This window comes from Kribbella sp. NPDC004536, from assembly GCF_042873835.1.
In the GTDB taxonomy this organism is placed as follows: domain Bacteria; phylum Actinomycetota; class Actinomycetes; order Propionibacteriales; family Kribbellaceae; genus Kribbella.
Map to the genome: position 1 here is coordinate 2,453,685 of NZ_JBIALY010000001.1, position 21,184 is coordinate 2,474,868.

Below are 21,184 nucleotides of genomic sequence, written 5' to 3' on the forward strand. Positions count from 1 at the left end.
GGCAATAGCCTATTCCCAGTCACCGGGGGCTGGTGTCAGCCGAGCAGTGTCTGGACCGAGCCACCGGACTCGGTGAGCTTCGTACCGAGGCCCTTCAGCGCGTCGCCGACCGTCGCGAGGATCCCGGACAGGTCCTGCAGGTTCCCGGCCAGGCTCTCGATCTCCGTCGCGACCGCGCCGACCTGGCCGCTGCCGTCGTTCAGCTTCTTCGCCGCGGCGTCGCCGATCCCCGGGATCTTGTCCAGCTCACCCGCCAGCCCCGACAACATCCCGGCCGCGTCGTGCAGCCGGTCCTTCGCCGCGTTCATCGTCCCGGCGCTCCCGGTCAACGCCTTCCGCGCACCACCCTCGCCGTCCTCGCCCACCAGCGCGCCGGCCGCCTTCGCCGCCTGCTCACCGGCCTCCGCGAGCCCCGACCCGATCGTCTTCAACAGCTCCGGCAGCTTCCCGATGAACCCGACCGCGTCGTCCGGCAACCCCCGCACCAGATTCAGCACCTTCTGGAAGTCGTCCGAGTTCTCCATCACGAACCCGACCGCCTTCTTCACGTCCCCCAGATCCCGCCCACCCAGCAAGTCCTCGATTCCCATCTGCGGATCGTAAACGCCCCTCCCCGCCCCCGATTGGCAAACATCCGCCCCCTCCATGTATCGTTACTCGACGTTGTCCAGCGCTCGTAGCTCAACGGATAGAGCATCTGACTACGGATCAGAAGGTTGGGGGTTCGAATCCCTCCGAGCGCGCTTCGTGAAGGCCCAGGTTGAGAGTCTCTGACCTGGGCCTTTGTTGTTCAGCGCCTCGTCTCGTAGCGGGCCAGGGTGATGCCGCCGGGGAACGTGCGGGTCTCGGTCAGGGTCAGGTTCACCCAGTTGTCGAGGGTGGTGAAGAACGGGGTGCCGCCGCCGAGCAGGACCGGGTGGGTGATGATTTCGTACTCGTCGACCAGGCCGGCTCGCAGCGCCGCCGTCGCCAGGGTTGCGCCGCCGACTCGCATCGGGTCGCCGTCGGTGGACTTGAGGCGGGTGATTTCCGGTACGGCGTCGCCGGTGAACAGGCGGGCGTTCCAGTCGACCTTGTCGAGCGTCGAGGAGAACACCACCTTCGGCGTATCCCGCCAGTTCCGCGCGAACTCGATCTGCGCCGCGGTCGCGTCGGGCTGCTCGTCGCCGGTCGGCCAGTAGGAGCTCATCGTCTCCCAGAGCTTGCGCCCGTACAGGAACAGCCCGATCGCCAGCTCCTGGTCGAGCCACCACTGGAACAGCTCGTCGCTCGGCGCGCTCCACCCGAGGTCGTCGCCGGGCGCGGCGATGTAGCCGTCCAGGCTCAGGTTCATGCCGTAGATCAGTTTCCGCATGGCGCCATGCCTTCCTGTCACTCCTACGACGAACGACACGCTCCGGATCCGACAAGGCGATTCTCACTCTGGTCGAGAATTCCGCCGGCTGCCATGATTCCTGAGTGAGCACAGACGTCATCCGTTGTTGGCGGGTGAGCTGGGGTGTCCGGCTCGGGATCGGAGTGGCGATCCTTGCGATCGCGCCGATCGCCCTGATCTCGACTGCAATGCAAGTCGACCACCCGATCAGTGATCCGATCACGGGGATCGTGATCTGGGCGGCGATCTGGTGGTTCGGCCTGGTACGGCCCGCGGTGTGGCTCTCATCCGACGAACTGGTCGTACGCAATCCGCTGTGGACCCACCGGATCGCGAGAGAGAACGTCGCATTCGCGAAGGCCGGAATGCTCGGAGCCAGGATCAGCCGGCGAGTCGGTCGCCGTTGCATCGCCGTCGCACTGCTCAAGCCCATGGTCGCCGTGGCGGACCTGAAGGTCGATCTGATCAACTACTGGGCGCAGATCCCGCGCTCGAGCCATCAAGACGAGGTCCTCGCGGGCCTGTTCCCGGAAGGGCCGCGCAGGTCGCGAGTCGGCGAGCTCGTGGCCGCGGCCGCGCTCGCTGTCGTCTTCGTCGTTCAGGCCATACTTCTGGCCTGGCCGCGACACCCTTCGTGGCTCTTTCCAGCGGCGGTCGTCGTCACGGTGCTCGCGCTGATTCCATTGGCGCTGACTCAACCACGGAGGCCCCGAACCGCGAGCTCCAGGTAGCGCCGGGGAATCTCGGCGCGGGTACGGAGTTCCAGCGGGTCGGCGTGGGGGATGAGACGCTGCCAGGAAACGAGCCGATGAACGTCGACGAGCGGCTCGACAACGTCCAGGTCTTGCCGGAGCACGCCAGGGTCGGCGGCCAAGTGATCGCTCCAGACCGCGAGGTAGGCCGCGTACAACGCTTCCCGGTCTTCATGGGAGAGCGACCTCCGCGTCCAGTCGACAACCGAGTCGAGGAAGCCGTGCAGGGTGACGAACGGGTGCGCCCACAGGGTGTTGCCGAAGTCGAAGAAGCGGGGGCGGAGTACGCCGGTGGAGCGGTCGGCGAAGATGTTCGCCGGGTAGACGTCGTTGAACTCCAGGTCGAGCGGAACGGTCCCGCTGAGAGCCGCCGTACGTCGATCAAGAACGTCGGCCGCCACCCGAGCCCGCGCCGCCAGCTCCGGGTCGATCCGCAACGGATGCCCCGCCGGCAACGCTACCCACTCGCGAGCGACGGCCCGCAGTCGATCGCCGGCAGCCTCCGGGGCGAGCGTGATCATCCCGGGCTTGACCTTCCCGAGCAGCGCACTCTGCAACCGAGCCAACGCCCGTACGACGATCAGCCGCGACCCCTGATCCGCAACGTCCGCGTGCGTGAGGGTCGTACCGCAGTCGTCCGTCAGCAACCAGCCCCGCTCCGGATCAACCGCAATCGGCACGATCACGTGGTCCGGCGCCAACCGCGCCAACTCCCCAACCAGCCTGGCCTCGAACCGATGCCCAGGGTTGTTCTCCTTGAACCAAACCAGCCCGTCACCAGTCGAGTAACACCGAACAACCGACCAGAACCGAGCCCGATACGTCACCCCCACACCAACAACCCGCCGCCCAACCTCCTTCACCCGGCACTCGACCCACTCATCCACCCCACGCTCCCACCCCACCGACCCCCACCACCGAACCCATCGCCCACCGGCATCAGGTCCCAGCGGTCGCGGTTCGATCAGCATCCCGCGAGATTAATGCCCGGCGCCGACAAGGCTGTTCTTGTTAGCGTTCGTGGGTGGAATTGTTGCCGCGGGGTGAGGTGTTGGGGGCGGTTGACGGGTTGCTGGACGGGATTCGGCGGCGGGGGGTCGAGTGTCATTCGTTGATGGTGGTGCATCGCGGGCGGGTGGTTGCCGAGGGATGGTGGGCGCCCTACTCGGCGGATCGCGTACATCTGCTGTATTCGTTGACGAAGTCGTTCACCTCGATCGCGGTGGGGATGGCGATCGGCGATGGGCTGTTGGCGTTGGACGATCGGGTGGTCGACGTGTTGCCGGAGCACGTTCCGGCGGACGTGTCGGAGCAGGGGCGGCGGATCACTGTTGATCACCTGTTGTCGATGACCGTCGGGCACGAGCTCGACAGTCTCGAGGAGGCCTGGCGGTTGGAGCCGGCCGACCTCGTGAAGGGGTTTCTGCGGGTGCCGTTCGTCGCGGCCGAGGGGACCCGGCATGCGTACGACAACGCGACCACTTTCGTCCTGGCCCGGATGGTGGAGCGGGTCACGGGGCAGGGGTTGCCGGAGTACCTCGACGAGCGGTTGTTCAAGCCGATGGGGATCGAGCACGCCGAGTGGGACCGGGTCGCGAGCGGGAACGCGTTCGGGTTCCACGGGTTGCATCTACGCACCGAGGCGATTGCCGCGTTCGGCGAGTTGCTGCTGCGCGGCGGGCGCTGGGGTGACGAGCAGCTCGTACCACGCGAGTGGGTGGAGCTCGCGACCACGAAGCACGTCGACACGCTGCCGCACCCGGAGTGGTCGGAGAACGCGGACTTCCTGTGTGGGTACGGCTATCAGTTCTGGATGTCGCGGCACGGGTACCACGGGAACGGCGCGTACGAGCAGTACTGCGTGGTCGTACCGTCGCACGAACTCGTCGTCGCGGTGACCGCCACCATCCAACAGGACGACGCGCTGCCCGGCCTCCTCTGGGACCACCTGCTGCCCGCCATCGACACCCCAGCGGATGACGCGCTGGCCGATCGGCTACGGAACCTCTCGCTTGCCACGATCGACGGTACGGCGGCACGTTCCGCGGAGGCGAAGATCGACGACACCTGCGACGTACTCCCCGGTGGAACGTCGGTGATCCTCGACCCTGTCGACGGTGGGTGGACGCTTCAGCTCGGACCGCTCACGATCGACGTCGGGTACGGCGACTGGCGCGAGAGCTCGCCGCTCGGCCGGCCGATCGTGGCGATGGGCGCCTGGCAGGACGACACGTACGTCGCCGACCTGTACGTCATCACCACCCCACACCGGGTCCGCCTCACCATCGACGGCGGGACCGCGACCGCGAACTGGAACGTCCAACCACTAACCGGCCCGGACCTGGTCAAGCATGTACGCGAACCGCTGATGACCCGGCCCGACGTCTCATAGGCCGAACTTCCAGGGCCACTCCTCCGACGGCGTCGAGCGGAGCCGCCGAGCCATGTCGGCCGCAGCGTCGACCGGGTCCTGTTTGGAGCTGGTGAGGTGGAGGAGTAGTTGGTCGTCGCGTTCGATCGAGAGGACTACGCCCTCCTCGGACCACGCCGGGCTGACCCATCGCAGGCCCGGCATCGGGCCGAGCTGCTCCTCGAGGAGGCGGGCGGTCTGCCGGCGCGGAGTCTCCCAGGAGCGGTCGTTCGTGGCTCGCCGTACCTCGTCCAGGTACTGATCCCGGCCGAAGTACAGGTCCGGAAAGCCCAACGACCGCCCCTCGTGATCGTCGGACCCAGGTGCGAGCGGGCGTGCGAACACGCCGGTGTAGTCGCGGAAATCCACCCACGAGATACGCCAGTCGTCCGGGGAGGCAACGATGTACGGCGCGACCACCCCGCAGCCGGGCTCGCCGCACGAGCAGCGGTACACGGCCACGCGCCGCCCGTGGTCGTCGGGGACCAGCGGCGAACCGTCGCCGAGGATCTGCGCCGGATCGAACCCCTGCCAGCCGTCCTGACCGAACAGGTCACGGCCATTGACGCGGATCGTGACGACCGGCCAGTCGGGGCGGTCGTCCCGTACTTCGAATTCCAGGGTGAGCACATCGTTCATGTGAACGGCGTTCTTCGGCACGCCGTGGGCCATCTAGTCCAAGCAGAAGTCGTTGCCTTCGACATCGTTCATCCAGATGCAGGACTCGTTGACCTCGTCCGCCTCCTGCAGCAGCACCTCCACGGCACCGAGCGGGATCAGGCGGTCCCGTTCGGCCGTCAGGGCGGCGAGCCGCTCGGCGCCGACGAGACCGGTGCCGACGCGTACGTCGAGATGCACCCGGTTCTTCACGACCTTGCCTTCAGGTACGCGCTGGAAGAACAGCCGCGGACCGACGCCGTTCGGGTCGGTGCACGCGAACCAGCTGTCGCGTTCGTCCTCAGGCAGCGTCTGGTTGTACTCGTCCCAGGACGCGAATCCGTCCGGCGGCTGCGGCGGTACGTACCCGAGCACCTCGCACCAGAACCGGGCGACGCGCTCCGGCTCCGCGCAGTCGAACGTCACCTGAAACTGCCTGACCGTTGTCACCGGTCCACGGTAGAGGTGCCGGAGGCCACGGTCCACCGTAAATCCGGTACCGGCCCGGGCGTCCGGCAGGACATGATGGCGCGCGTGGAGTACGAAGAGGTGCTGACCGGCGGGAACGTCGCGGACGTCGTGGTGCGGATCGGTTCGACCGTACGGAAACCGGCGATGGCGCACACGGCCGGTGTCGAGGCGGTTCTCGAGCACCTGAAGGACTTCGAGGGTTCGCCGCGGACGCTGGGGCGTGACGAGCAGGGGCGGCACGTCCTCGAGTACATCCCCGGCACGCTGGCGGACACGATGCCGCCGCTCACCGTCGACGAACTGCATCGCATCGGCCGGCTGATCCGCGAACTCCACGACGCGATGGAGACCTTCGTACCACCGCCGGACGCCGAGTGGCACCCCGTCGTACCCGATCCAGCCGGCGGCGATCTGATCCTGCACGGCGACCTCGCGCCGTGGAACCTGGTCCGCAACGACGACCGCTGGGTCTTCATCGACTGGGACAACGCCGGCCCGTCCACCCGGCTGTGGGATCTCGGGTACGCGGCGCAGACCCTCGTACCGCTAGTACCGTGGGGCGACGTCACGGTCGACGCCCCACGCCTCCGCGCCTTCGCCGACGGCTACGGGTTGACGTACGAACAGCGCCTCGCCTTCCCGGCCCAGATGGCCGCCCGCACCCGCGGCTCGTACGACCTCCTCGTCCGAGGCCACCAAACCGGCGAACAACCCTGGGCCACCCACTACGCAGAGGGCCACGCCAACTTCTGGGGCCCCGCCGCCAACTACACCGCCACCCACCACAACACCTGGCTCGAAGCCCTACTCTCAACCCCCTAACCAGGTCCGCGTTTCATCGGGTGGCCATTCGCGCAGGTCGACGTCGACGGCGGTGAGTGGGAGTTCGCGGGCAGGACCCCACCAGCCTTCGTCGTCCAGTTGGGACCCGTCGGCCTCGCCGTGCCGGACGAGGAGTACCTGTGGCATCTACTCCTCCCCCGAGTACCGCTCCCAGGCGGACTGCCGGCTGATCCCGAGCGCTTCGCCGATCCGCGCCCAGGTCACCGACCGGGAGCGCAACCGCAGTACGCGATCCTGCACCGCCGCCTCCACCTGCCCACGCGACGCATCCAACCGCGCCATGTCCGCCAGCAACTCCTCGTCGGTCTTCCCGTCCAGCGGCGGAAACGTCGGCAGTGGCTGGTCGCTCAGTACGCGCTCGCACAACCCCACGCACTCGTCACAGATGAACACCCCAGGCCCCGAGATCAGCCGCTGCACCTCGTCACCCGTCTTCCCACAGAACGAACACCGCAACACGTTGTCCGGCATGCTCAACCCTCCGATCCTGTCAGGAACACCCTGACACGCTTGTCAGGTTAGCCCTGACAAGCTCCGGCGAACAAGCCCTAGGAAGGCTTTCGTGCGATCAGGTAGCCGCGCGGGACGGTCTCGATCCCGAAGGCGTCCAGCCCGAGCCGCAGCCGACGTTCGCGACCAGTTTGTTGCCCTCGGCAAGTACTAGTTCGGCGAAGGGGGCGCGGTCCAGAGGTTCCACCATGGTCCGCGCGCGTGGACGGCCCCGCCGGCAGTTACGTTGGATCCGTGTACGTCAGATACCAGAGCCCGTACCCGGATCGCCGCGGCCGCCGGATCGGGATCTTCGGCCTCGTCAACATGCTCGCGCACCGCGGCTACCTGAGCGTCGACGAGGAGCGCTTCCGCCGGACGACGAACGACTGGTACGACGCGACGTACATCAACCCGTCCACCGTCGACCCCACGATCTACGCCGACAACCCGCACGCCGCATCGTGGTTCAAACCCACCGCCCAACACCTGCTCGAACCGATCCCGGGCTACCTCGAGATCCTCACCACCCACAACGTCCCCTGCCACCGCTACACCTCCCCATCGCCCGGCCACGTCCTCTACGAAGACGATCACCAACTCGTCGTCGTACCACCCGCCCCCCAAGAACCACCCACCACCACCCTCTGGCTCGCCCCGACAACCTGATGGCGCTCATCACTGTGGGGTGGAGTTGGGGTGAAGTGACGCCTGGGATCACTTACGGTGATGTCTATGGCGTTTGCTGCGAAGGGGAGCAAGGGGGAGTCGTTCCTTGCGGTGGTCGTGGGTGGTGGGGCGGCTTTCGGGTTGATCGTGATGACGTCGCGGGCGTGGAAGGCGTGCCGGGTGGACGTTGCCGGGAGTGTGCCGAACGGGTTGACGTTGCTGTTCCTCGGTGTACCGATCGCGTTGATCGTCAACCTGGTGCTGTTCACGATCGTGTTCCGGTATGCCGGGAAGGCCTTCCTGTTTTCGCTGCTCGCGGCCTGTATCGCGATCGCGATCGCGGACCTCGCGCTGTTCTCCTGGCAAGGCACCCCGGCCGGCTCGCCGGGCATCTGCCCCGGCAACGTGCCACCGTGGTGGCCGAAGATGATCCCCACCTGATCGGACCGCTGGCCCATCACAATCGCGCCGCCGCCACGGCGGCGAGGCTCGAGCGCGCGCGTTCGCCGCGATTGTGATGGCGTGGCGGTCCGCGCTCAGCCCAGCAGTCGGAGTAGAGCTGCAGCGCGCTCTGGGTCGCCGAGGTGGGCGGCGGTGGGGAAGAGGCGGCCCCACGAGCCGGCGCGGGTCAGCTGGCTGAGACGTCGGGCCACCGCGGCCGCCCGGCGAAGTTCCGCCAGCGTCAGACCGTCCGCGGTCCACCGCTCGAGGTACGCGTCCTCGAGTCGCGCCACGACCGAAGGCCCGTGCAGGTCGGCCGCCCGCTCCAGCGCGACCAGCAGGCTGAAGAACGGATGGCCCACGTTCGCGTCGCCCCAGTCGAAGAACCTGTACCGCCCACCGCCGGCCACCAGGATCTGCCCGTCGTGCAGGTCCGCATGATCGAGCGAATCCGGTACACCGATCGCCGCCAACTCCGAGCACCACTCGGCCAGCAGCGGCCGCAGCTCCAGCAACCGCGCCCGCTCCACCGCGGTCAACGTCGAGTTCGATGCGACCGCCTCGTCGAAGAGCGCCACCGGCTCGCGAGCATCGGGTACGCCGAGCCGCAACATCTCCGACACCCGCGGTACGACGGCCCGCTGCAGTTCGGCGTACTGCGTCAACGCCTGCTCCCACTCGTCCGGACCAGGCGGCAATGCCCGCAACAGCGAGCCCCCGGACGGCAGCAACGACCATCCGCGCGCGGCGTCGACGGCGTACGGCGTCAACACGTACTCAGGCGCCCACGAAGCCAGCGCCGCCCCCAACCCCGCCTCGAACGCGGCCCCCGGCGCCGCCGCCTTGAACCACACCGGATCAACCGCGGAAACCCGTACGATCACCGACCAAGGCCGTACCCGAACCCGCCGCGCCCCAGTCTCCCGTACCCCGATCCGCCCCAGCTCAGCGTCCAGCCACCCGAGCGCCGACGCCCGCCACGACGGGTCGTCCCAAGGCGTCCGAGCGTCCGGGTACGAACCGCGGTCGATCTGCATGAGGTCAATAATCGAGGGATGACGCGCTGGCCGGACACCCAATTTCGAGTCGGCATCTCCGGCTGGCGCTACCCGCCGTGGCGCAAGACCTACTACCCCGACGGCCTCCCGCAGCGCGCCGAACTCGAGTACGCCTCGGCGCGCCTGAACTCGATCGAACTCAACGGGTCGTTCTACGCGCTACAGCGCCCCGAGTCGTACCAACGCTGGTACGACGAGACGCCCGACGGATTCGTCTTCTCCGTCAAAGGCCCGCGCTTCGTCACCCACCTCAAACGCCTCGCCGACGTGGACGCCCCGCTGGCGAACTTCTTCGCCTCCGGAGTACTCGCCCTGGGCAACAAACTCGGCCCGATCCTGTGGCAGCTCCCGCCCAACTTCCGGTACGACGCCGCCCGGTGCGCGGACTTCTTCGCCCAGTTGCCCCGGACAACGACCGCCGCGGCCGCGGTCGCGAAGCGGCACGACGAACGGATGGAGGGCCGCGCGCTGCTCGAACCGCGCGTCCGCCAAACGGTCCGCCACGCGATCGAAGTACGCCACGACAGCTTCAAAACCGAAGGCTTCCTCGGGTTGGCCCGCGAGCACGACATCGCCGTGGTCTGCGCGGACACCGCGGGCAAGTGGCCCATGTTCGACGATGTCACCGCGGATTTCGCGTACGTCCGGTTGCACGGAGCGGAGGAGCTCTACGTCAGCGGGTACGACGACAAGTCCCTCGATCGCTGGGCGCGCAAGATCCGCGGGTGGAAGTGCGACACGTACGTGTACTTCGACAACGACGCCAAGGTACGAGCGCCGTACGACGCCGAAGGCCTGGCGCGGCGCCTCGGCATCAGTTCGGCGCCCACCGAAGCGTGACGGCCTTAACGTCGGCGCTATGACACAGAACCCGGGAGAACTCGTCGAACAAGCGGTGGAGCGTTCGCTGAAGCTGGTCGTGACGTGGCCGGCGTGGGACGGCGTACCGCTGACCTCCGACGACGACCGTACGTTCACACCGCACAAAGCCGTCCGGCGGATCGCGGATCACCTGATCGATCATCTGGCGGAGGTCGAGGCGCTGCTGGCCGGCGTAGCGACGCAGCCCGACGAGTGGCACGCGAGCGCGCTCACGTCGGCGGCGGACCTGGCGCCGTTCACCGCCGAGGACGTCCGCGAGGCCGAGCAGCGGCTGCGCCGGCTGGGGCGGACGTTCGTCCTGCGGTACGCCGCCCTCGACCCGGCCGAGTGGGACAAGGACCGCAGCCCGAACTGGACGCTGCGCCAGATCGCCGAACACCTCACCGAACTCGACTGGTACGCCGAACAGGTCGGCGACCTGTCCTGACGAGCGGACCCCCACCACTCACCAACCCGTCCACTTCGTGCCGACGCACGCTCAGCAGCGGCGGCGGGACGGCCGCGGAGCGAGGTTGGTGAGTGTTGCAGGTCCGCCTCTCAGAACAACCGCGCGCCGATCGGCTCCTCCAGGTCGAGCAGGAACTGCTTGCGCTTCAGGCCGCCGGCGTACCCGGTGAGCGATCCGTTCTTCCCGATCACGCGGTGACACGGGACGACGATCGACACCGGGTTCTGCCCGACGGCTTTCCCTACCGCCTGCGCCGGTTCCCCGAGCCGCTGCGCGATCTCGCCGTACGTCGTGGTCTCGCCGTACGGGATCTCCTCGAGCACCGCCCACACGCGCCGCTGGAACTCGTCCCCCTCGAGCCGGACCGGCAGGTCGAACCGCACCCGCCGCCCGTCGAAGTACTCCTCCAGCTGCTCGGCGACGCCGGCAATCAGAGGATCTGTGACCTCGATCCCCAGCGTCTCCGCCGAAGGCTTGACCCAGTGGTGCGGGAAGTAGATCCCGACCAGGTCGGTCCCCGACACCACCACCGTGAGCTCCCCGATCCGGGTGCTGACCACCGCATGCCTGTTCATACAGATAGAACGCGCCAGCACCCGGACCTGTGAGTACTACGAGTTGACGCGCTCCCGCGTGCGGGTACGGAAGTCACGGCCGACCGTCGTGAGCTCGTCGGTGTGCAGTTCCGCAACCGCGACCGATGGGGTGCCGTCCTCCGGGCACTGCGCCAGCCACTGCCCACGCGGACCCGCCACCCCGGACGACAGGCCGCCGTCCGGGTTCTCGGCGCTCGCCGCGATGCTGACCCAGCCCGTGTTGTTCGTGGCCGCACCGCGAACCGTCACCGCGATGTGGTCCTGGGGGCCGATGCCGCTCGCGTACGACACCAGTACGACGTCCGCCCCGAGCTGGTTGTACTCCGTGAACAGCTCCGGGAACAGCACGTCCAGGCCGAGCGCGAGCCCGAAGCGGACCCCGTCGACCTCGAACGTCACCGGCGCCTTGCCGCTGGAGTACATCCAGGTGACCTTCGTGGTGGAGAGCATCCGCTCGTCGTACCGGGCGACGATCTTCCCCTGGTCGGACACGACGTAGATGCTGTTGTACGGGCGCGCGTCGGGCACTTGGTGCACCGACGGGATCACGGTCCAGATCCCGAGCTCGCGCGCCAGAGCGCTGATCCGGTCGAGCTCGGACTGCAGCGTGGCCCAGTCGGCCTTGGTCCAGTCGGACGGACCGATTTCGTCGGGACCGAGCGACGACATCACCCGCTTGCTCGGGAAACAGATCGCGCCCTCGGTGAAGTGCACCAGGCGGGCGCCCGCGGCAGCGGCCTCCCGCATCAGGCGGCGGACCTCCTCGCCGCTCGTGCGGAGCAGGGTGGCGTCGGTGGGGTCTTCGCGGACCGTCGACTGGGTCGTGGCGATCCGTAGGATTTCCGGCATGTCTGGTTCTCCTTGTGGAGTCGGACGGAAGTGCCGGAGGGCAGTCGTGTAGGACTCGCCGGTTTTGGCGGCTCGGGCGCGGACCCGTTGTTTGAAGTTCCTGTGCGCTGTCATCTGGCCTTCCACGCACTCGTACGTGATCCCCCAGCGATCCGTCCGAGGCGGGTGACCAGGACGAGCGGCCCGAGACAGGAAGTCCCTTTGCCTTCTCGGTGTGACCGGGCTGGGGCCGGTCGACGAAGGTGAGGCGCGGGCCGCGCCGGACCCACATCCTCCCCGACGCGTTCGCCCGGAGTCAATCGGGCACACCGGCGCGATCAGCGCCGCAGCACGTCGTCCGCCGCGGACATCGCCACGCCGACCAGCTCTGGGCTGAGGTCGACGACTGTGTTCCCGTCGGCGTCGAGTTTCCCGCTCTCGGTGATCGACAGACCGATCAGGGCGAGCGCTCCGGCGCGGTGCCGTTGCAGGCGCGCGTACGGGTCCTCGGCCGGGTCCGGTGCGGTCGTGTCGTCGTGTTCCCAGGCGGCGACGGCCCGTTCGGCGAGTGCCGCGGGTACGGTGACGCGGATCGCGGGCAGCGCCGCCGCGCGGAACGTCGTACCGATCAGGCCCAGCACTCGTGCGTCATTCGCGTACACGTTCTGGATGGTAGGGGTCGCGGGCGGCATAAAGTCGGACCTGGACGCGGTTGTCTCGAAGTACGCGCAAGACGACGTTTGGAGCAGAGAGTGAGCATTCGGGTCGGGTACAAGGCATCGGCCGAGCAGTTCGGGCCGCGGGACCTGGTGGAGTACTCCGTACGGGCCGAGCAGCTGGGACTCGACAGCGTGACCGTGTCGGACCACTTCCTGCCGTGGCGGCACGAGGGCGGGCACGCGCCGTTCGCGCTGGCCTGGATGGCGGCGGTCGGCGAGCGCACCGAGCGGGTGCAGCTCGGTACGTCGGTACTCACGCCGACGTTCCGGTACAACCCGGCGGTGATCGCGCAGGCGTTCGCGACGATGGGCATGCTGTACCCGGGCCGCGTGATGCTCGGTGTCGGCACCGGCGAGGCGCTGAACGAGATCGCCGTGTCGGGGCGCGAGTGGCCCGAGTTCAAGGAGCGGTTCGCCCGGTTGCGGGAGGCCGTCCAGCTGATCCGCGACCTGTGGACGAAGGACGGCGTCAGCTCCGAGGGTCCGTACTACAAGACCGTCGACGCGTTCATCTACGACCGCCCCGAGACCCCGATCAAGGTGTACGTCGCCGCGGGCGGGCCGCTCGTCGCGCGGTACGCCGGACGCGCCGGTGACGGGTTCATCGCGACGTCGGGCAAGGGCATGGAGCTGTACACCGAGCAGCTGATCCCGGCCGTTCGCGAGGGCGCGGAGAAGGCCGGGAAGACGTTCGAGGACGTCGACCGGATGCTCGAGGTGAAGATCTCGTACGACCGCGACCCGGCGCTGGCGCTGGAGAACACCCGGTTCTGGGCGCCGCTGTCGCTGACCGCGGAGCAGAAGCACAGCGTCACCAGCGCGACCGAGATGGAGCGGCTCGCCGACGAGCTGCCGATCGAGCAGGTCGCGAAGCGGTGGATCGTGGCGTCGGACCCGGAGGACGCGCTGAAGCAGTTGCAGCCGTACGTCGACGCCGGCTTCAACCACTTCGTCGTCCACGGTCCGGGCAACGACCAGGAGCGGTTCCTGACCCAGTTCACCGAAGACGTCCTTCCGTTGCTGCGCAAACTGGGCTGACAATCTCCTGGTGGGTGACTACGAGATCGTTCAGGAAGGTGACCCGCGGTGCGCCGAGCTGGAAGCAGCCGGTTACCGCGTGGTCGCCGAGTCCTGGGCGGTCCGGTTGTACGACCCCGACCGCGACCTGCTGGAGTCGGCCGTACGGCGCGCGACCGCAGGCGGTCTGACCGTTCGTGAACTCGGACCCGAGTCGGCATCGGCCCTGCACACCCTCGAGAAGACGAACCAGCCGGACTACCCCGACACACCGGCGACCCATCACGACATCGGCAATCTCGCCAACGTCCAGGCGTTGTGGCCGGCCAACCGGGTTTTCGGTGCATTCGACGGCAACCGGCTGGTGGCAGCGACCGTCATCCGCGAGCACGAGGGCCGCGGTGAGACCGCGTTCACCTCGGTGCTGGCGGCGTACCGGCGGCGTGGCGTCGGCCAGGCGGTGAAGGCCGCCTCGATCCTCGCGTTGCTGGACGTGGGGATCACCCGGTTCGGCACCGGCGGCGCAGCCGTCAACCAGGCAAGCCTCCAGGCCAACGAGGCGCTCGGCTACCAACTCACCGAGCGCTGGCGCACCTACGCCCCCTGACTAGCGCAGGTCCTCCGACAGAGCCTTGGCGGCCTGGGTGAGGAGGGGGATGGCCTGTTCCACCAGGGGCTCGGTCATCCGGCCGGCCGGGCCGGAGATCGAGATGGCCAGGTGGGACGGGGCGTCGGGGACGGCTACCGCCACACAGCGGACGCCCAGCTCTTGTTCGCCTTCGTCCGTCGCGTAGCCGTGTTCCCCGGCGAGGTGGAGCTGGGCGGTGAAGGCGTCGGGGGTCGTGATGGTGTTGTCGGTGTGCTTGGGCATGCCGGTGCGGTGCAGCAGTTCGCGGACCTCGGCGTCCGGGAACTGGGCCAGGATCGCCTTGCCGACCGCGGTGCAGTGCGGGAGGACCCGGCGGCCGACCTCGGTGAACATCCGCATCGAGTGCCGCGACGGGACCTGCGCGAGGTACACGATCTGGTCGCCGTCGAGCATCGCCATGTTCGCGGACTCGCCGAGCTCGTCGACCAGGCGCGCCAGGTGCGGCCGGGCGAACACACTGAGCATGTGCGACGAACTCTCTCCGAGCCGGATCAGCGTCGGGCCGAGCACGTACTGCCGGGACGGCTCCTGCCGCAGGTACCCGAGGTCGACGAGCGTGCGGACCAGCCGGTGGATCGTCGGCAGCGGCAGCCCGGACGCGGCGGCGAGCTGGGACAGGCCCATCATCCCGCCGGCGTCGGCCATCGTCTCGAGCAGCCCGAAGGCGCGCTCGATGGACTGCACGCTGCCGGTGCGGCCCTTGCCGTTCGTCTCCGCCATACCCTCCACCTTTCCGGCGTCTTTCCGCATCACGGAAGTTTAGCGCCAGATCCTGGACCTCAAGCGCTTGTGTCTTCCATAAAGTAGATATTAGTCTCCACAATACGGAAAAAGGAGGCCATGCGTGGATGATCTGGTGAGCGAGCTCGACCGCCGGCTGGCAGCTGCCGATGCCGCCTTGACCGCCGACTACCGGGGTGACCGCGGGGTCCGGCAGCCCGTCCACACCGTCTACGTCCCGGCCGACCGGTACGCCGCGGACACGGTCGCGGACTGGGGTGCGCAGGCGCGGACGGCGCTCGACGAGCATCCGGAGTTCGCGAAGGAACTCGACCTCCCGGACGACGTGTACGACCGGGTCCGCGGCAAGCTCGAACGCGAGCCGATCGAGGACCTCCGCATCGACTTCGAGGACGGGTACGGGAACCGGCCGGACGACGAGGAGGACGCGGCTGCGATCGCCGCGGCCCAGGTCGCCCAGCAGACTCCGTACTACGGGCTCCGGATCAAGTCGCTGGAGGCGCCGACGCGGCGTCGCGGCGTACGGACCCTCGACCTGTTCCTCGAACACCTGGGCGAGGTCGGCGACGGATTCGTGATCACGCTTCCGAAGGTGACCTCGGTCGAGCAGGTGTCGGCGATGGTCTACGTACTCGAGATCCTCGAGCAGAAGCACCAGCTGCCGCAGCTCAAGTTCGAGATCCAGGTCGAGACGCCGCAGGCGATCCTCGGCGCGGACGGTACGGCGCTGATCGCCCGGATGGTCAAGGCCGGCGGTACGCGCGTCACCGGGTTGCACTACGGCACGTACGACTACTCCGCCTCGCTCGGCGTCGCCGCGGCGTACCAGAGCATGGAGCACCCGGTCGCGGACCACGCCAAGGACGTCATGCAGCTCGCCGCGGCCGGTACCGGCGTGTTCGTATCCGATGGTTCGACCAATGTTCTCCCGGTCGGGGATGCGATCCACGACGCGTGGCGGTTGCACTTCCGGCTGGTACGGCGTTCGCTCGCGCGCGGCATCTACCAGGGCTGGGACATGCATCCAGCGCAGCTGCCGACCCGGTTCGCGGCGACGTACCTGTTCTACCGCGAGGGTCTCGACCAGGCCGCGCTCCGGTTGCGCGCGTACCTCGGCCACGGCGAGTCCGGATACCTCGACGAGCCGGCGACCGCCGTCGCGCTGGCCGGTTTCGTACTGCGTGGCATCGAGTGCGGCGCGATCGACGCGGGCGACTTCGACATCAAGGACCTCGCGAAACTGGCCCGGCGCGCCTAGCCTCGCGATATGCGACTGGTAGCGGAGTTCACCACCGAGCCCTTCGACGTGGAGGGCTCGCCGCCGGCGCATGCCACCGAGGCGCTGCGAGTGGCGGAGGCGGCCGGGCTCGACTGCGAGTTCGGCCCGCTCGGTACGCAGGTCAGCGGGGAGCAGCACGTCCTGCTGCCCGCTCTCCCGAAGGTGCTCGAGGCCGCGTTCGCCGGCGGCGCGAGCCAGGTGACCCTGCAGGTACGCCGCGATGCCTGAATCGCATCCGCTCGTCGTGGCGATCACGCCGCTGGTCGACCGACTGAACGCCGAGCTGGTCGACCCCGCGGAAGCCGCGCGAGACGACGTCACGCTGGAGTGGGACGGCGAGCCTGTGGTCGCCGTCCGGCTGCCGGCCGCGCAGCCGGGCGCCAGTGCCTCCGGGAGGACCTCCGGGAGGGCGGTCGGGGCGGCGCCCGACCGTGCCGTCGACGGCGGCGTGCAGAGTCTGCTGGCCGCTGTTGCGGAGGAACTGGGTGGGCCGTTGCGTGAGCTGTCGCGGCACGACAAGCAGCGGGCGGTGTTGTTGTTGGAGTCGCGGGGTGCGTTCGAGTACCGGAAGTCGGCGGAGATCGTGGCCGAGGCGCTCGGTGTCACCCGCTTCACCGTCTACAACTACCTGAACCGCGCCCGCTGAAATTCAACAAACTGTTGACGGCGGGCTCGGCGGGTGTCACGCTCTCGTCATACGGAAAGTTGATTTCGGGATTCGAGAAGGTGTGATCGTGGACCTGGAGGAGTTCAACTCCGCTCGGAGCGACCGGCTGCGGCCGGCGCTGGCGGCCTGCTGCGACGTACCCCGGTGGGTCGAGGCAGTCCTCGCGAAGCGTCCGTACGGCGACCTCGCCGCACTGACCGCGCTCGCCGACCAGGTACTGCGGGAGCTCGGCGACGACGAGGTCGACCGGGCCCTGCAGGCGCATCCGCGGATCGGTGACCGGCCGCGGGGCGCGAGTACGGAGGCGTCCTGGTCGCGGTCCGAGCAGTCCGGGGTCGGCGACGACGCCGGCGTCCGCCAGGAACTTGCTGAGGGCAACCGTCAGTACGAGGACCGGTTCGGCCGGGTGTTCCTGATCTGTGCCACCGGACTCTCGGCGGACCAGATGCTGAGCAGTCTGCGGACCCGCCTCACGCACGACGACGCGACCGAGGCTGCGGTTGTCCACGAGGAGCTGCGCAAGATCGCGCTGCTCCGCCTGAGCAAGGTGGTGGCGCCATGAGCTCCTTGTCCACGCACGTCCTTGACACTGCACTCGGTCGACCGGCAGCCGGTGTTCCGGTGCAGCTGTACGCAGGTGACGCCGTGCTGGCGACGGGTACGACGGACGCGGACGGACGGATCGCGCTGGCGCCGACGCTCGGCCCAGGGACGTACCGCCTCCGCTTCGACGTCACGACGTACGCGGAATCCACCGGCCAGGACATCTTCTTTCCCGAGGTCTCCGTGACCTTCACGGTCGCCGACGAGCGGCACTACCACGTCCCGTTGCTGCTCAGCCCGTTCGCGTTTTCCACCTACCGAGGGAGCTGACCCCGATGGCCATCCACCTGGGAGCCAACCAGTACGGCAAAGCCGAGAACCGCGTCGTCCGCATCTACCGTGACACGCCGCGCCACCAGATCCGCGACCTGAACGTGTCGACCGCGCTCCGCGGCGACTTCGAGGCCGCGCACACCAGCGGCGACCAGGCCGACGTACTGCCGACCGACACGCAGAAGAACACCGCGTTCGCGTTCGCGAAGCAAAAGGGCGTCGGCGCGATCGAGGACTACGCGCTGACCCTCGGCGACCGGTTCCTCGAGGCGTCGCCGGCCGCGTCGGGTGCCCGGATCGAGGTCGAGGAGTACGCCTGGGAGCGGATCCTCGTCGACGGTCAGGAACACGACCACTCGTTCGTCCGCAGCGGGACCGGGGTACGCAACACGGTCGTCAACATCGACGGGCGCGGCGCGGACCGGAAGGCGTACGTCGTGTCCGGGATCAGCGACCTCGTCGTACTGAAGTCGACCGGTTCGGAGTTCCACGGGTTCCTGAAGGACGAGTACACGACGCTGCCGGAGACGAACGACCGGATCCTCGCGACCTCGCTTGTGGCCCGCTGGCGCTACGACCACACCGACGTCGACTGGGACAAGTCGTACGACTCCATCAAAGCGCTGCTGCTGTCGCGCTTCGCCACGATCCACAGTCTGGCGCTGCAGCAGACGCTGTACGGCATGGGTGAGGCCGTACTCGAAGAGCACCCGGAAGTTGCCGAGATCAAATTCTCGGCGCCGAACAAGCACCACTTCCTGGTGGATCTCTCGCCGTTCGGTGTGGAGAACCCGGGCGAGGTGTTCATCGCCGCTGACCGCCCGTACGGCCTGATCGAGGCGACCGTGACCCGCGACGACGCCAGCGACTCCGGCAGCGCCTGGGTCAACATCGCGGGCTTCTGCTGATGGAACGGATCGTGATCGAGGGCGCCTACGTGGCGACCCTCGATCCGGGCCGGCGCGAGTTCACCGGGCATGTGGTTGCCGAGGGCAATCGCCTGGTCGCGGTCGGGCCGGGCCCGGCGCCGGCGTACGACGAGGCGCGGGTGATCGACGGGCGGGGGTGTCTCGTCACACCGGGGTTCGTGAACACGCACCAGCACCTGTACCAGTGGGTGACACGCGGGCTGGCCGCCGACGCGACACTCTTCGAGTGGCTGACGACGCTGTATCCGGTCTGGGCGCGGATCACCGAGGAAACCGTGAACGTCGCGGCTCGCGCAGCGCTCGCCCACCTCGCGCTCACCGGATGTACTACGGTCGCCGATCACCACTATGTCTTCCCAGGTGGAGATCTGCTCGCCGCGGAGATCGATGCGGCGCGCGAGATCGGGCTGCGGTTCCATCCCGCGCGCGGGTCGATGGACCGCGGTCAGAAGGACGGTGGCCTGCCGCCGGACTCGGTGGTCGAGGACCGTGACGAGATCCTCACCGCGACCGAGGCCGCGATAGACCGTTGGCACGACCCATCACCTGACTCGATGCTGCAGATCGTCGTCGCACCGTGCTCGCCGTTCAGCGTCAGCGGCGAACTGATGCGCGAGTCGGCCGAGCTGGCGCGGCGTCGGGGCGCACGGATGCACACGCACCTCGCGGAGACCACGGACGAGACGGCGTGGTGCCGGGAGACGTACGGGTGTACGCCGCTCGAGTACGCCGACCGCCTCGGCTGGACCGGGCCGGACGTGTGGTTCGCGCACGGCATCCATTTCGACGACGCGGAGATCAAGCACCTCGGCGGTACCGGTACGGGCGTCGCCCACTGCCCCAGTTCGAACGCCCGCCTCGGCGCCGGCATCGCCCGTACCGCCGACCTCCGCGCCGCGGGATCGCCCGTCGGCCTAGGCGTGGACGGGGCCGCCAGCAACGAATCCGGCAGCCTCGTCGAGGAACTCCGGCACGCACTCCTGTTCGCCCGCGCCCGCGGCGGCCCGCAAGCCCTGACCGTCCGCGACGCCCTCGAAATGGCCACCCTCGACGGCGCCCGCATCCTCGGCCGCTCCGCCGACCTCGGCTCCCTCGAACCGGGCAAACTCGCCGACCTCGCCCTGTGGGACCTGACCGGCCTCGCCCACGCCGGGATCCCCGACCCGATCGCGGCCCTGACCCTCTCCACACCCCCGCCCCTCGCACTACTCCTCGCGAACGGCCGCCCCGTCGTAGAACACGGCGTACTCCGAACCGCCGACGAACGTACGCTCGCGGCGGACGTAGCCCGGACTCAAAACGTCCTCTGCCGATAGATCCCGGCGACTGGCGATAGGTGATGCCCTATCGCCAGTCGCCGCGGGTTATCCACAGTCGTACGAATCGCCTGCGCGCGGGCCGCGCGGCGCGTGCATGTTCTTGGGCGTGAACAGGAGATTGGAAGTGATCGCGGCGCAGCGGGGCGGGTGGTTCACGCGCCCCGACGCGCTGGCCGCCGGCTACAGCGACAGCCAGCTGCGCCGGCGGGTACGGAGCGGCCAGTGGGTCCGGATGAGTTTCAACTCGTACGTCGAACCGTGCGACTGGCCCGCCGACGAACCGCCCTGGGACCGGGCGATCCGGCTCCATCGGCTGAGTGTGCGGATGGCGCGGGAACGACTCGGCGACGTCGTCGTCAGCCATCAGTCGGCGGCGATGCTGCACGGTCTCCCGGTCTGGGGCGCCGACCTGTCGAGGGTGCACTTCACCCGCGTGGCGACGGGGTTGTCGCGCGTGGGTCGCGGGGTTCAGCTGCACCGGGGCGCGATCGCCGCCGACGAGATCGTGGAGCTGGACGGGTTGCGCGTCACCAGTTGCGAGCGCGCGGTGGTGGAGACAGCCTGTACGACGACGTACGAGGTCGGCGTGGTCCTCGCCGATGCCGCGCTCCGGCTGAAGCTCACGGACCGGGAGCGGCTCGCGGCCGTCGTACGGCGTCATCGGCACTGGCACGGACGACCCGCTGCGAACGCTGCGGTGCAGTTCGCCGACGCTCGGAGCGAATCCGTCGGTGAGTCACGCCTCCGGGTACTGATGGCCAACCACGGCCTGCCCGCGCCGCAGTTGCAGGTGAAGATCTGGGACGACTCCGGCGACGAGATCGGCCGCGTCGACTTCCTGCTCGCCGGTGGCCTGGTGGTCGAGTTCGACGGGGCGGCGAAGTACGGCGGATCCCCGGACGCCGTACTCGCGGAGAAGTGGCGCGAGGACCGCCTCCGCGAGCGCGGCTACGGCGTCAGCCGGGTCGGCTGGCACGACCTCAGCAAACCCCACGCAACCGCCGCCCGGCTCCGGCGCGCAATGTTGCACTACGCCAAGGGGACTGACGATAGGTAATTGCCTATCGCC

At 68.6% G+C, this 21,184-nt stretch carries 29 protein-coding genes and 1 tRNA gene; 18 read left to right on the forward strand and 12 right to left on the reverse strand.

The window, feature by feature from the left end; genetic code table 11:
• Nucleotides 1-35 precede the first annotated feature (35 nt).
• Complete coding sequence (locus ACFYRU_RS12225; RefSeq protein ID WP_387656592.1) at nt 36-590, reverse strand: hypothetical protein; 555 nt, start codon at nt 588-590, stop codon at nt 36-38.
• Between the two features lie 80 nt (nt 591-670).
• On the opposite strand from ACFYRU_RS12225, the gene ACFYRU_RS12230 reads away from it, so the two are divergent.
• A tRNA-Arg gene (locus tag ACFYRU_RS12230) sits at nt 671-743 on the forward strand.
• A 47-nt stretch (nt 744-790) separates the two neighbouring features.
• Here the strand turns inward: ACFYRU_RS12230 and ACFYRU_RS12235 are convergent.
• Nucleotides 791-1,354 (reverse strand): dihydrofolate reductase family protein, encoded by a 564-nt coding sequence (locus tag ACFYRU_RS12235; protein WP_387656595.1) that lies wholly within the window; start codon nt 1,352-1,354, stop codon nt 791-793.
• Nucleotides 1,355-1,458: 104 nt separating this feature from the next.
• Between ACFYRU_RS12235 and ACFYRU_RS12240 the strand changes: the two genes are divergently transcribed.
• The gene (locus ACFYRU_RS12240; protein ID WP_387656597.1) at nt 1,459-2,106 is read left to right on the forward strand and encodes a hypothetical protein; all 648 of its coding nucleotides are present in this window, start codon (nt 1,459-1,461) and stop codon (nt 2,104-2,106) included.
• On the opposite strand, the gene ACFYRU_RS12245 is transcribed toward ACFYRU_RS12240, so the two are convergent.
• The gene (locus ACFYRU_RS12245) at nt 2,070-2,954 is read right to left on the reverse strand and encodes a hypothetical protein (protein WP_387656599.1); all 885 of its coding nucleotides are present in this window, start codon (nt 2,952-2,954) and stop codon (nt 2,070-2,072) included. The genes ACFYRU_RS12240 and ACFYRU_RS12245 overlap by 37 nt on opposite strands.
• A gap of 197 nt (nt 2,955-3,151) precedes the next feature.
• Here ACFYRU_RS12245 and ACFYRU_RS12250 point away from each other — a divergent pair, with 197 nt between their 5' ends.
• A complete protein-coding gene (locus tag ACFYRU_RS12250; RefSeq protein WP_387656602.1) occupies nt 3,152-4,519 on the forward strand; it encodes a serine hydrolase domain-containing protein in 1,368 nt (455 codons plus the stop codon).
• Here the strand turns inward: ACFYRU_RS12250 and ACFYRU_RS12255 are convergent.
• Both ACFYRU_RS12255 and ACFYRU_RS12260 read right to left on the reverse strand, forming a co-directional pair.
• The gene (locus ACFYRU_RS12255; protein ID WP_387656605.1) at nt 4,514-5,176 is read right to left on the reverse strand and encodes a hypothetical protein; all 663 of its coding nucleotides are present in this window, start codon (nt 5,174-5,176) and stop codon (nt 4,514-4,516) included. The genes ACFYRU_RS12250 and ACFYRU_RS12255 overlap by 6 nt on opposite strands.
• Before the next feature lie 33 nt (nt 5,177-5,209).
• Nucleotides 5,210-5,644, reverse strand: coding sequence for a VOC family protein (locus tag ACFYRU_RS12260; RefSeq protein WP_387656607.1), 435 nt, complete (start codon nt 5,642-5,644; stop codon nt 5,210-5,212).
• Nucleotides 5,645-5,728: 84 nt separating this feature from the next.
• Here ACFYRU_RS12260 and ACFYRU_RS12265 point away from each other — a divergent pair, with 84 nt between their 5' ends.
• Complete coding sequence (locus tag ACFYRU_RS12265; RefSeq protein ID WP_387656610.1) at nt 5,729-6,487, forward strand: phosphotransferase enzyme family protein; 759 nt, start codon at nt 5,729-5,731, stop codon at nt 6,485-6,487.
• On the opposite strand, the gene ACFYRU_RS12270 is transcribed toward ACFYRU_RS12265, so the two are convergent.
• Together ACFYRU_RS12270 and ACFYRU_RS12275 are read right to left on the reverse strand one after the other, a co-directional pair.
• Nucleotides 6,476-6,634: a hypothetical protein gene (locus tag ACFYRU_RS12270; protein WP_387656613.1), complete on the reverse strand. Its 159-nt coding sequence runs from the start codon at nt 6,632-6,634 to the stop codon at nt 6,476-6,478. The two genes, ACFYRU_RS12265 and ACFYRU_RS12270, sit on opposite strands and share 12 nt — an antisense overlap.
• Complete coding sequence (locus tag ACFYRU_RS12275) at nt 6,635-6,979, reverse strand: ClpX C4-type zinc finger protein (protein ID WP_387656615.1); 345 nt, start codon at nt 6,977-6,979, stop codon at nt 6,635-6,637.
• A gap of 273 nt (nt 6,980-7,252) precedes the next feature.
• On the opposite strand from ACFYRU_RS12275, the gene ACFYRU_RS12280 reads away from it, so the two are divergent.
• Both ACFYRU_RS12280 and ACFYRU_RS12285 read left to right on the forward strand, forming a co-directional pair.
• Nucleotides 7,253-7,666 (forward strand): hypothetical protein, encoded by a 414-nt coding sequence (locus ACFYRU_RS12280; RefSeq protein WP_387656618.1) that lies wholly within the window; start codon nt 7,253-7,255, stop codon nt 7,664-7,666.
• A 66-nt stretch (nt 7,667-7,732) separates the two neighbouring features.
• Nucleotides 7,733-8,107: a hypothetical protein gene (locus ACFYRU_RS12285; protein ID WP_387656621.1), complete on the forward strand. Its 375-nt coding sequence runs from the start codon at nt 7,733-7,735 to the stop codon at nt 8,105-8,107.
• A 95-nt stretch (nt 8,108-8,202) separates the two neighbouring features.
• Here the strand turns inward: ACFYRU_RS12285 and ACFYRU_RS12290 are convergent, their stop codons facing one another.
• Nucleotides 8,203-9,144, reverse strand: a complete 942-nt coding sequence (locus ACFYRU_RS12290) for a phosphotransferase (RefSeq protein WP_387656624.1) — start codon at nt 9,142-9,144, stop codon at nt 8,203-8,205.
• A gap of 18 nt (nt 9,145-9,162) precedes the next feature.
• Here ACFYRU_RS12290 and ACFYRU_RS12295 point away from each other — a divergent pair, with 18 nt between their 5' ends.
• Together ACFYRU_RS12295 and ACFYRU_RS12300 are read left to right on the forward strand one after the other, a co-directional pair.
• Nucleotides 9,163-10,005: a DUF72 domain-containing protein gene (locus ACFYRU_RS12295; RefSeq protein ID WP_387656627.1), complete on the forward strand. Its 843-nt coding sequence runs from the start codon at nt 9,163-9,165 to the stop codon at nt 10,003-10,005.
• A gap of 19 nt (nt 10,006-10,024) precedes the next feature.
• Complete coding sequence (locus tag ACFYRU_RS12300; protein WP_387656635.1) at nt 10,025-10,474, forward strand: hypothetical protein; 450 nt, start codon at nt 10,025-10,027, stop codon at nt 10,472-10,474.
• Nucleotides 10,475-10,584: 110 nt separating this feature from the next.
• On the opposite strand, the gene ACFYRU_RS12305 is transcribed toward ACFYRU_RS12300, so the two are convergent.
• From ACFYRU_RS12305 to ACFYRU_RS12315, 3 genes are all read right to left on the reverse strand, one after another.
• Entirely contained in the window at nt 10,585-11,070 is a 486-nt protein-coding gene (locus tag ACFYRU_RS12305) for a methylated-DNA--[protein]-cysteine S-methyltransferase (protein WP_387656638.1), read from the reverse strand.
• A 36-nt stretch (nt 11,071-11,106) separates the two neighbouring features.
• Nucleotides 11,107-11,940 (reverse strand): carbon-nitrogen hydrolase family protein, encoded by an 834-nt coding sequence (locus tag ACFYRU_RS12310; protein WP_387656641.1) that lies wholly within the window; start codon nt 11,938-11,940, stop codon nt 11,107-11,109.
• A gap of 317 nt (nt 11,941-12,257) precedes the next feature.
• Nucleotides 12,258-12,581 carry a hypothetical protein gene (locus ACFYRU_RS12315; protein WP_387656644.1) on the reverse strand — a complete coding sequence of 108 codons (324 nt, stop codon included), beginning with the start codon at nt 12,579-12,581 and terminating at the stop codon, nt 12,258-12,260.
• Nucleotides 12,582-12,671: 90 nt separating this feature from the next.
• Here ACFYRU_RS12315 and fgd point away from each other — a divergent pair, with 90 nt between their 5' ends.
• Together fgd and ACFYRU_RS12325 are read left to right on the forward strand one after the other, a co-directional pair.
• A complete protein-coding gene (fgd, locus tag ACFYRU_RS12320) occupies nt 12,672-13,676 on the forward strand; it encodes a glucose-6-phosphate dehydrogenase (coenzyme-F420) (RefSeq protein ID WP_387656647.1) in 1,005 nt (334 codons plus the stop codon).
• 10 nt (nt 13,677-13,686) lie between these two features.
• The gene (locus ACFYRU_RS12325) at nt 13,687-14,262 is read left to right on the forward strand and encodes a GNAT family N-acetyltransferase (RefSeq protein WP_387656649.1); all 576 of its coding nucleotides are present in this window, start codon (nt 13,687-13,689) and stop codon (nt 14,260-14,262) included.
• On the opposite strand, the gene ACFYRU_RS12330 is transcribed toward ACFYRU_RS12325, so the two are convergent.
• On the reverse strand, nt 14,263-15,024 hold the full coding sequence (locus ACFYRU_RS12330) for an IclR family transcriptional regulator (protein ID WP_387656652.1): 762 nt from the start codon (nt 15,022-15,024) through the stop codon (nt 14,263-14,265).
• Nucleotides 15,025-15,148: 124 nt separating this feature from the next.
• Here ACFYRU_RS12330 and ACFYRU_RS12335 point away from each other — a divergent pair, with 124 nt between their 5' ends.
• The 8 genes from ACFYRU_RS12335 to ACFYRU_RS12370 all read left to right on the forward strand — a co-directional run bounded on the left by ACFYRU_RS12335 (nt 15,149) and on the right by ACFYRU_RS12370 (nt 21,172).
• Complete coding sequence (locus tag ACFYRU_RS12335; protein ID WP_387656655.1) at nt 15,149-16,303, forward strand: DUF6986 family protein; 1,155 nt, start codon at nt 15,149-15,151, stop codon at nt 16,301-16,303.
• Between the two features lie 9 nt (nt 16,304-16,312).
• Nucleotides 16,313-16,552 carry a thiamine-binding protein gene (locus ACFYRU_RS12340; RefSeq protein ID WP_387656657.1) on the forward strand — a complete coding sequence of 80 codons (240 nt, stop codon included), beginning with the start codon at nt 16,313-16,315 and terminating at the stop codon, nt 16,550-16,552.
• Nucleotides 16,545-16,970, forward strand: a complete 426-nt coding sequence (locus tag ACFYRU_RS12345) for a helix-turn-helix domain-containing protein (RefSeq protein WP_387656660.1) — start codon at nt 16,545-16,547, stop codon at nt 16,968-16,970. Before ACFYRU_RS12340 ends, ACFYRU_RS12345 begins: the two co-directional genes overlap by 8 nt.
• Before the next feature lie 88 nt (nt 16,971-17,058).
• Nucleotides 17,059-17,553 carry a 2-oxo-4-hydroxy-4-carboxy-5-ureidoimidazoline decarboxylase gene (gene uraD, locus ACFYRU_RS12350; RefSeq protein WP_387656662.1) on the forward strand — a complete coding sequence of 165 codons (495 nt, stop codon included), beginning with the start codon at nt 17,059-17,061 and terminating at the stop codon, nt 17,551-17,553.
• Nucleotides 17,550-17,864, forward strand: a complete 315-nt coding sequence (uraH, locus tag ACFYRU_RS12355) for a hydroxyisourate hydrolase (RefSeq protein ID WP_387656665.1) — start codon at nt 17,550-17,552, stop codon at nt 17,862-17,864. The genes uraD and uraH overlap by 4 nt, the downstream gene beginning before the upstream one ends.
• Nucleotides 17,865-17,869: 5 nt before the next feature.
• Nucleotides 17,870-18,775, forward strand: a complete 906-nt coding sequence (gene pucL / locus ACFYRU_RS12360) for a factor-independent urate hydroxylase (RefSeq protein WP_387656668.1) — start codon at nt 17,870-17,872, stop codon at nt 18,773-18,775.
• Nucleotides 18,775-20,112, forward strand: coding sequence for an 8-oxoguanine deaminase (locus ACFYRU_RS12365; RefSeq protein WP_387656671.1), 1,338 nt, complete (start codon nt 18,775-18,777; stop codon nt 20,110-20,112). The genes pucL and ACFYRU_RS12365 overlap by 1 nt, the downstream gene beginning before the upstream one ends.
• A 109-nt stretch (nt 20,113-20,221) precedes the next feature.
• On the forward strand, nt 20,222-21,172 hold the full coding sequence (locus tag ACFYRU_RS12370) for a type IV toxin-antitoxin system AbiEi family antitoxin domain-containing protein (RefSeq protein ID WP_387656674.1): 951 nt from the start codon (nt 20,222-20,224) through the stop codon (nt 21,170-21,172).
• Nucleotides 21,173-21,184: the final 12 nt, after the last annotated feature.

Coding starts and splice junctions, on each gene's coding strand:
- ACFYRU_RS12225 (WP_387656592.1), bottom strand. CDS start 590: ATGGGAATCGAGGACTTGCTGGGTGGGCGGGATCTGGGGGACGTGAAG.
- ACFYRU_RS12235 (WP_387656595.1), bottom strand. CDS start 1,354: ATGCGGAAACTGATCTACGGCATGAACCTGAGCCTGGACGGCTACATC.
- ACFYRU_RS12255 (WP_387656605.1), bottom strand. CDS start 5,176: ATGAACGATGTGCTCACCCTGGAATTCGAAGTACGGGACGACCGCCCC.
- ACFYRU_RS12270 (WP_387656613.1), bottom strand. CDS start 6,634: ATGCCACAGGTACTCCTCGTCCGGCACGGCGAGGCCGACGGGTCCCAA.
- ACFYRU_RS12275 (WP_387656615.1), bottom strand. CDS start 6,979: ATGCCGGACAACGTGTTGCGGTGTTCGTTCTGTGGGAAGACGGGTGAC.
- ACFYRU_RS12285 (WP_387656621.1), top strand. CDS start 7,733: ATGGCGTTTGCTGCGAAGGGGAGCAAGGGGGAGTCGTTCCTTGCGGTG.
- ACFYRU_RS12290 (WP_387656624.1), bottom strand. CDS start 9,144: ATGCAGATCGACCGCGGTTCGTACCCGGACGCTCGGACGCCTTGGGAC.
- ACFYRU_RS12295 (WP_387656627.1), top strand. CDS start 9,163: ATGACGCGCTGGCCGGACACCCAATTTCGAGTCGGCATCTCCGGCTGG.
- ACFYRU_RS12300 (WP_387656635.1), top strand. CDS start 10,025: ATGACACAGAACCCGGGAGAACTCGTCGAACAAGCGGTGGAGCGTTCG.
- ACFYRU_RS12305 (WP_387656638.1), bottom strand. CDS start 11,070: ATGAACAGGCATGCGGTGGTCAGCACCCGGATCGGGGAGCTCACGGTG.
- ACFYRU_RS12310 (WP_387656641.1), bottom strand. CDS start 11,940: ATGCCGGAAATCCTACGGATCGCCACGACCCAGTCGACGGTCCGCGAA.
- ACFYRU_RS12330 (WP_387656652.1), bottom strand. CDS start 15,024: ATGGCGGAGACGAACGGCAAGGGCCGCACCGGCAGCGTGCAGTCCATC.
- ACFYRU_RS12340 (WP_387656657.1), top strand. CDS start 16,313: ATGCGACTGGTAGCGGAGTTCACCACCGAGCCCTTCGACGTGGAGGGC.
- ACFYRU_RS12345 (WP_387656660.1), top strand. CDS start 16,545: ATGCCTGAATCGCATCCGCTCGTCGTGGCGATCACGCCGCTGGTCGAC.
- uraH (WP_387656665.1), top strand. CDS start 17,550: ATGAGCTCCTTGTCCACGCACGTCCTTGACACTGCACTCGGTCGACCG.
- pucL (WP_387656668.1), top strand. CDS start 17,870: ATGGCCATCCACCTGGGAGCCAACCAGTACGGCAAAGCCGAGAACCGC.
- ACFYRU_RS12365 (WP_387656671.1), top strand. CDS start 18,775: ATGGAACGGATCGTGATCGAGGGCGCCTACGTGGCGACCCTCGATCCG.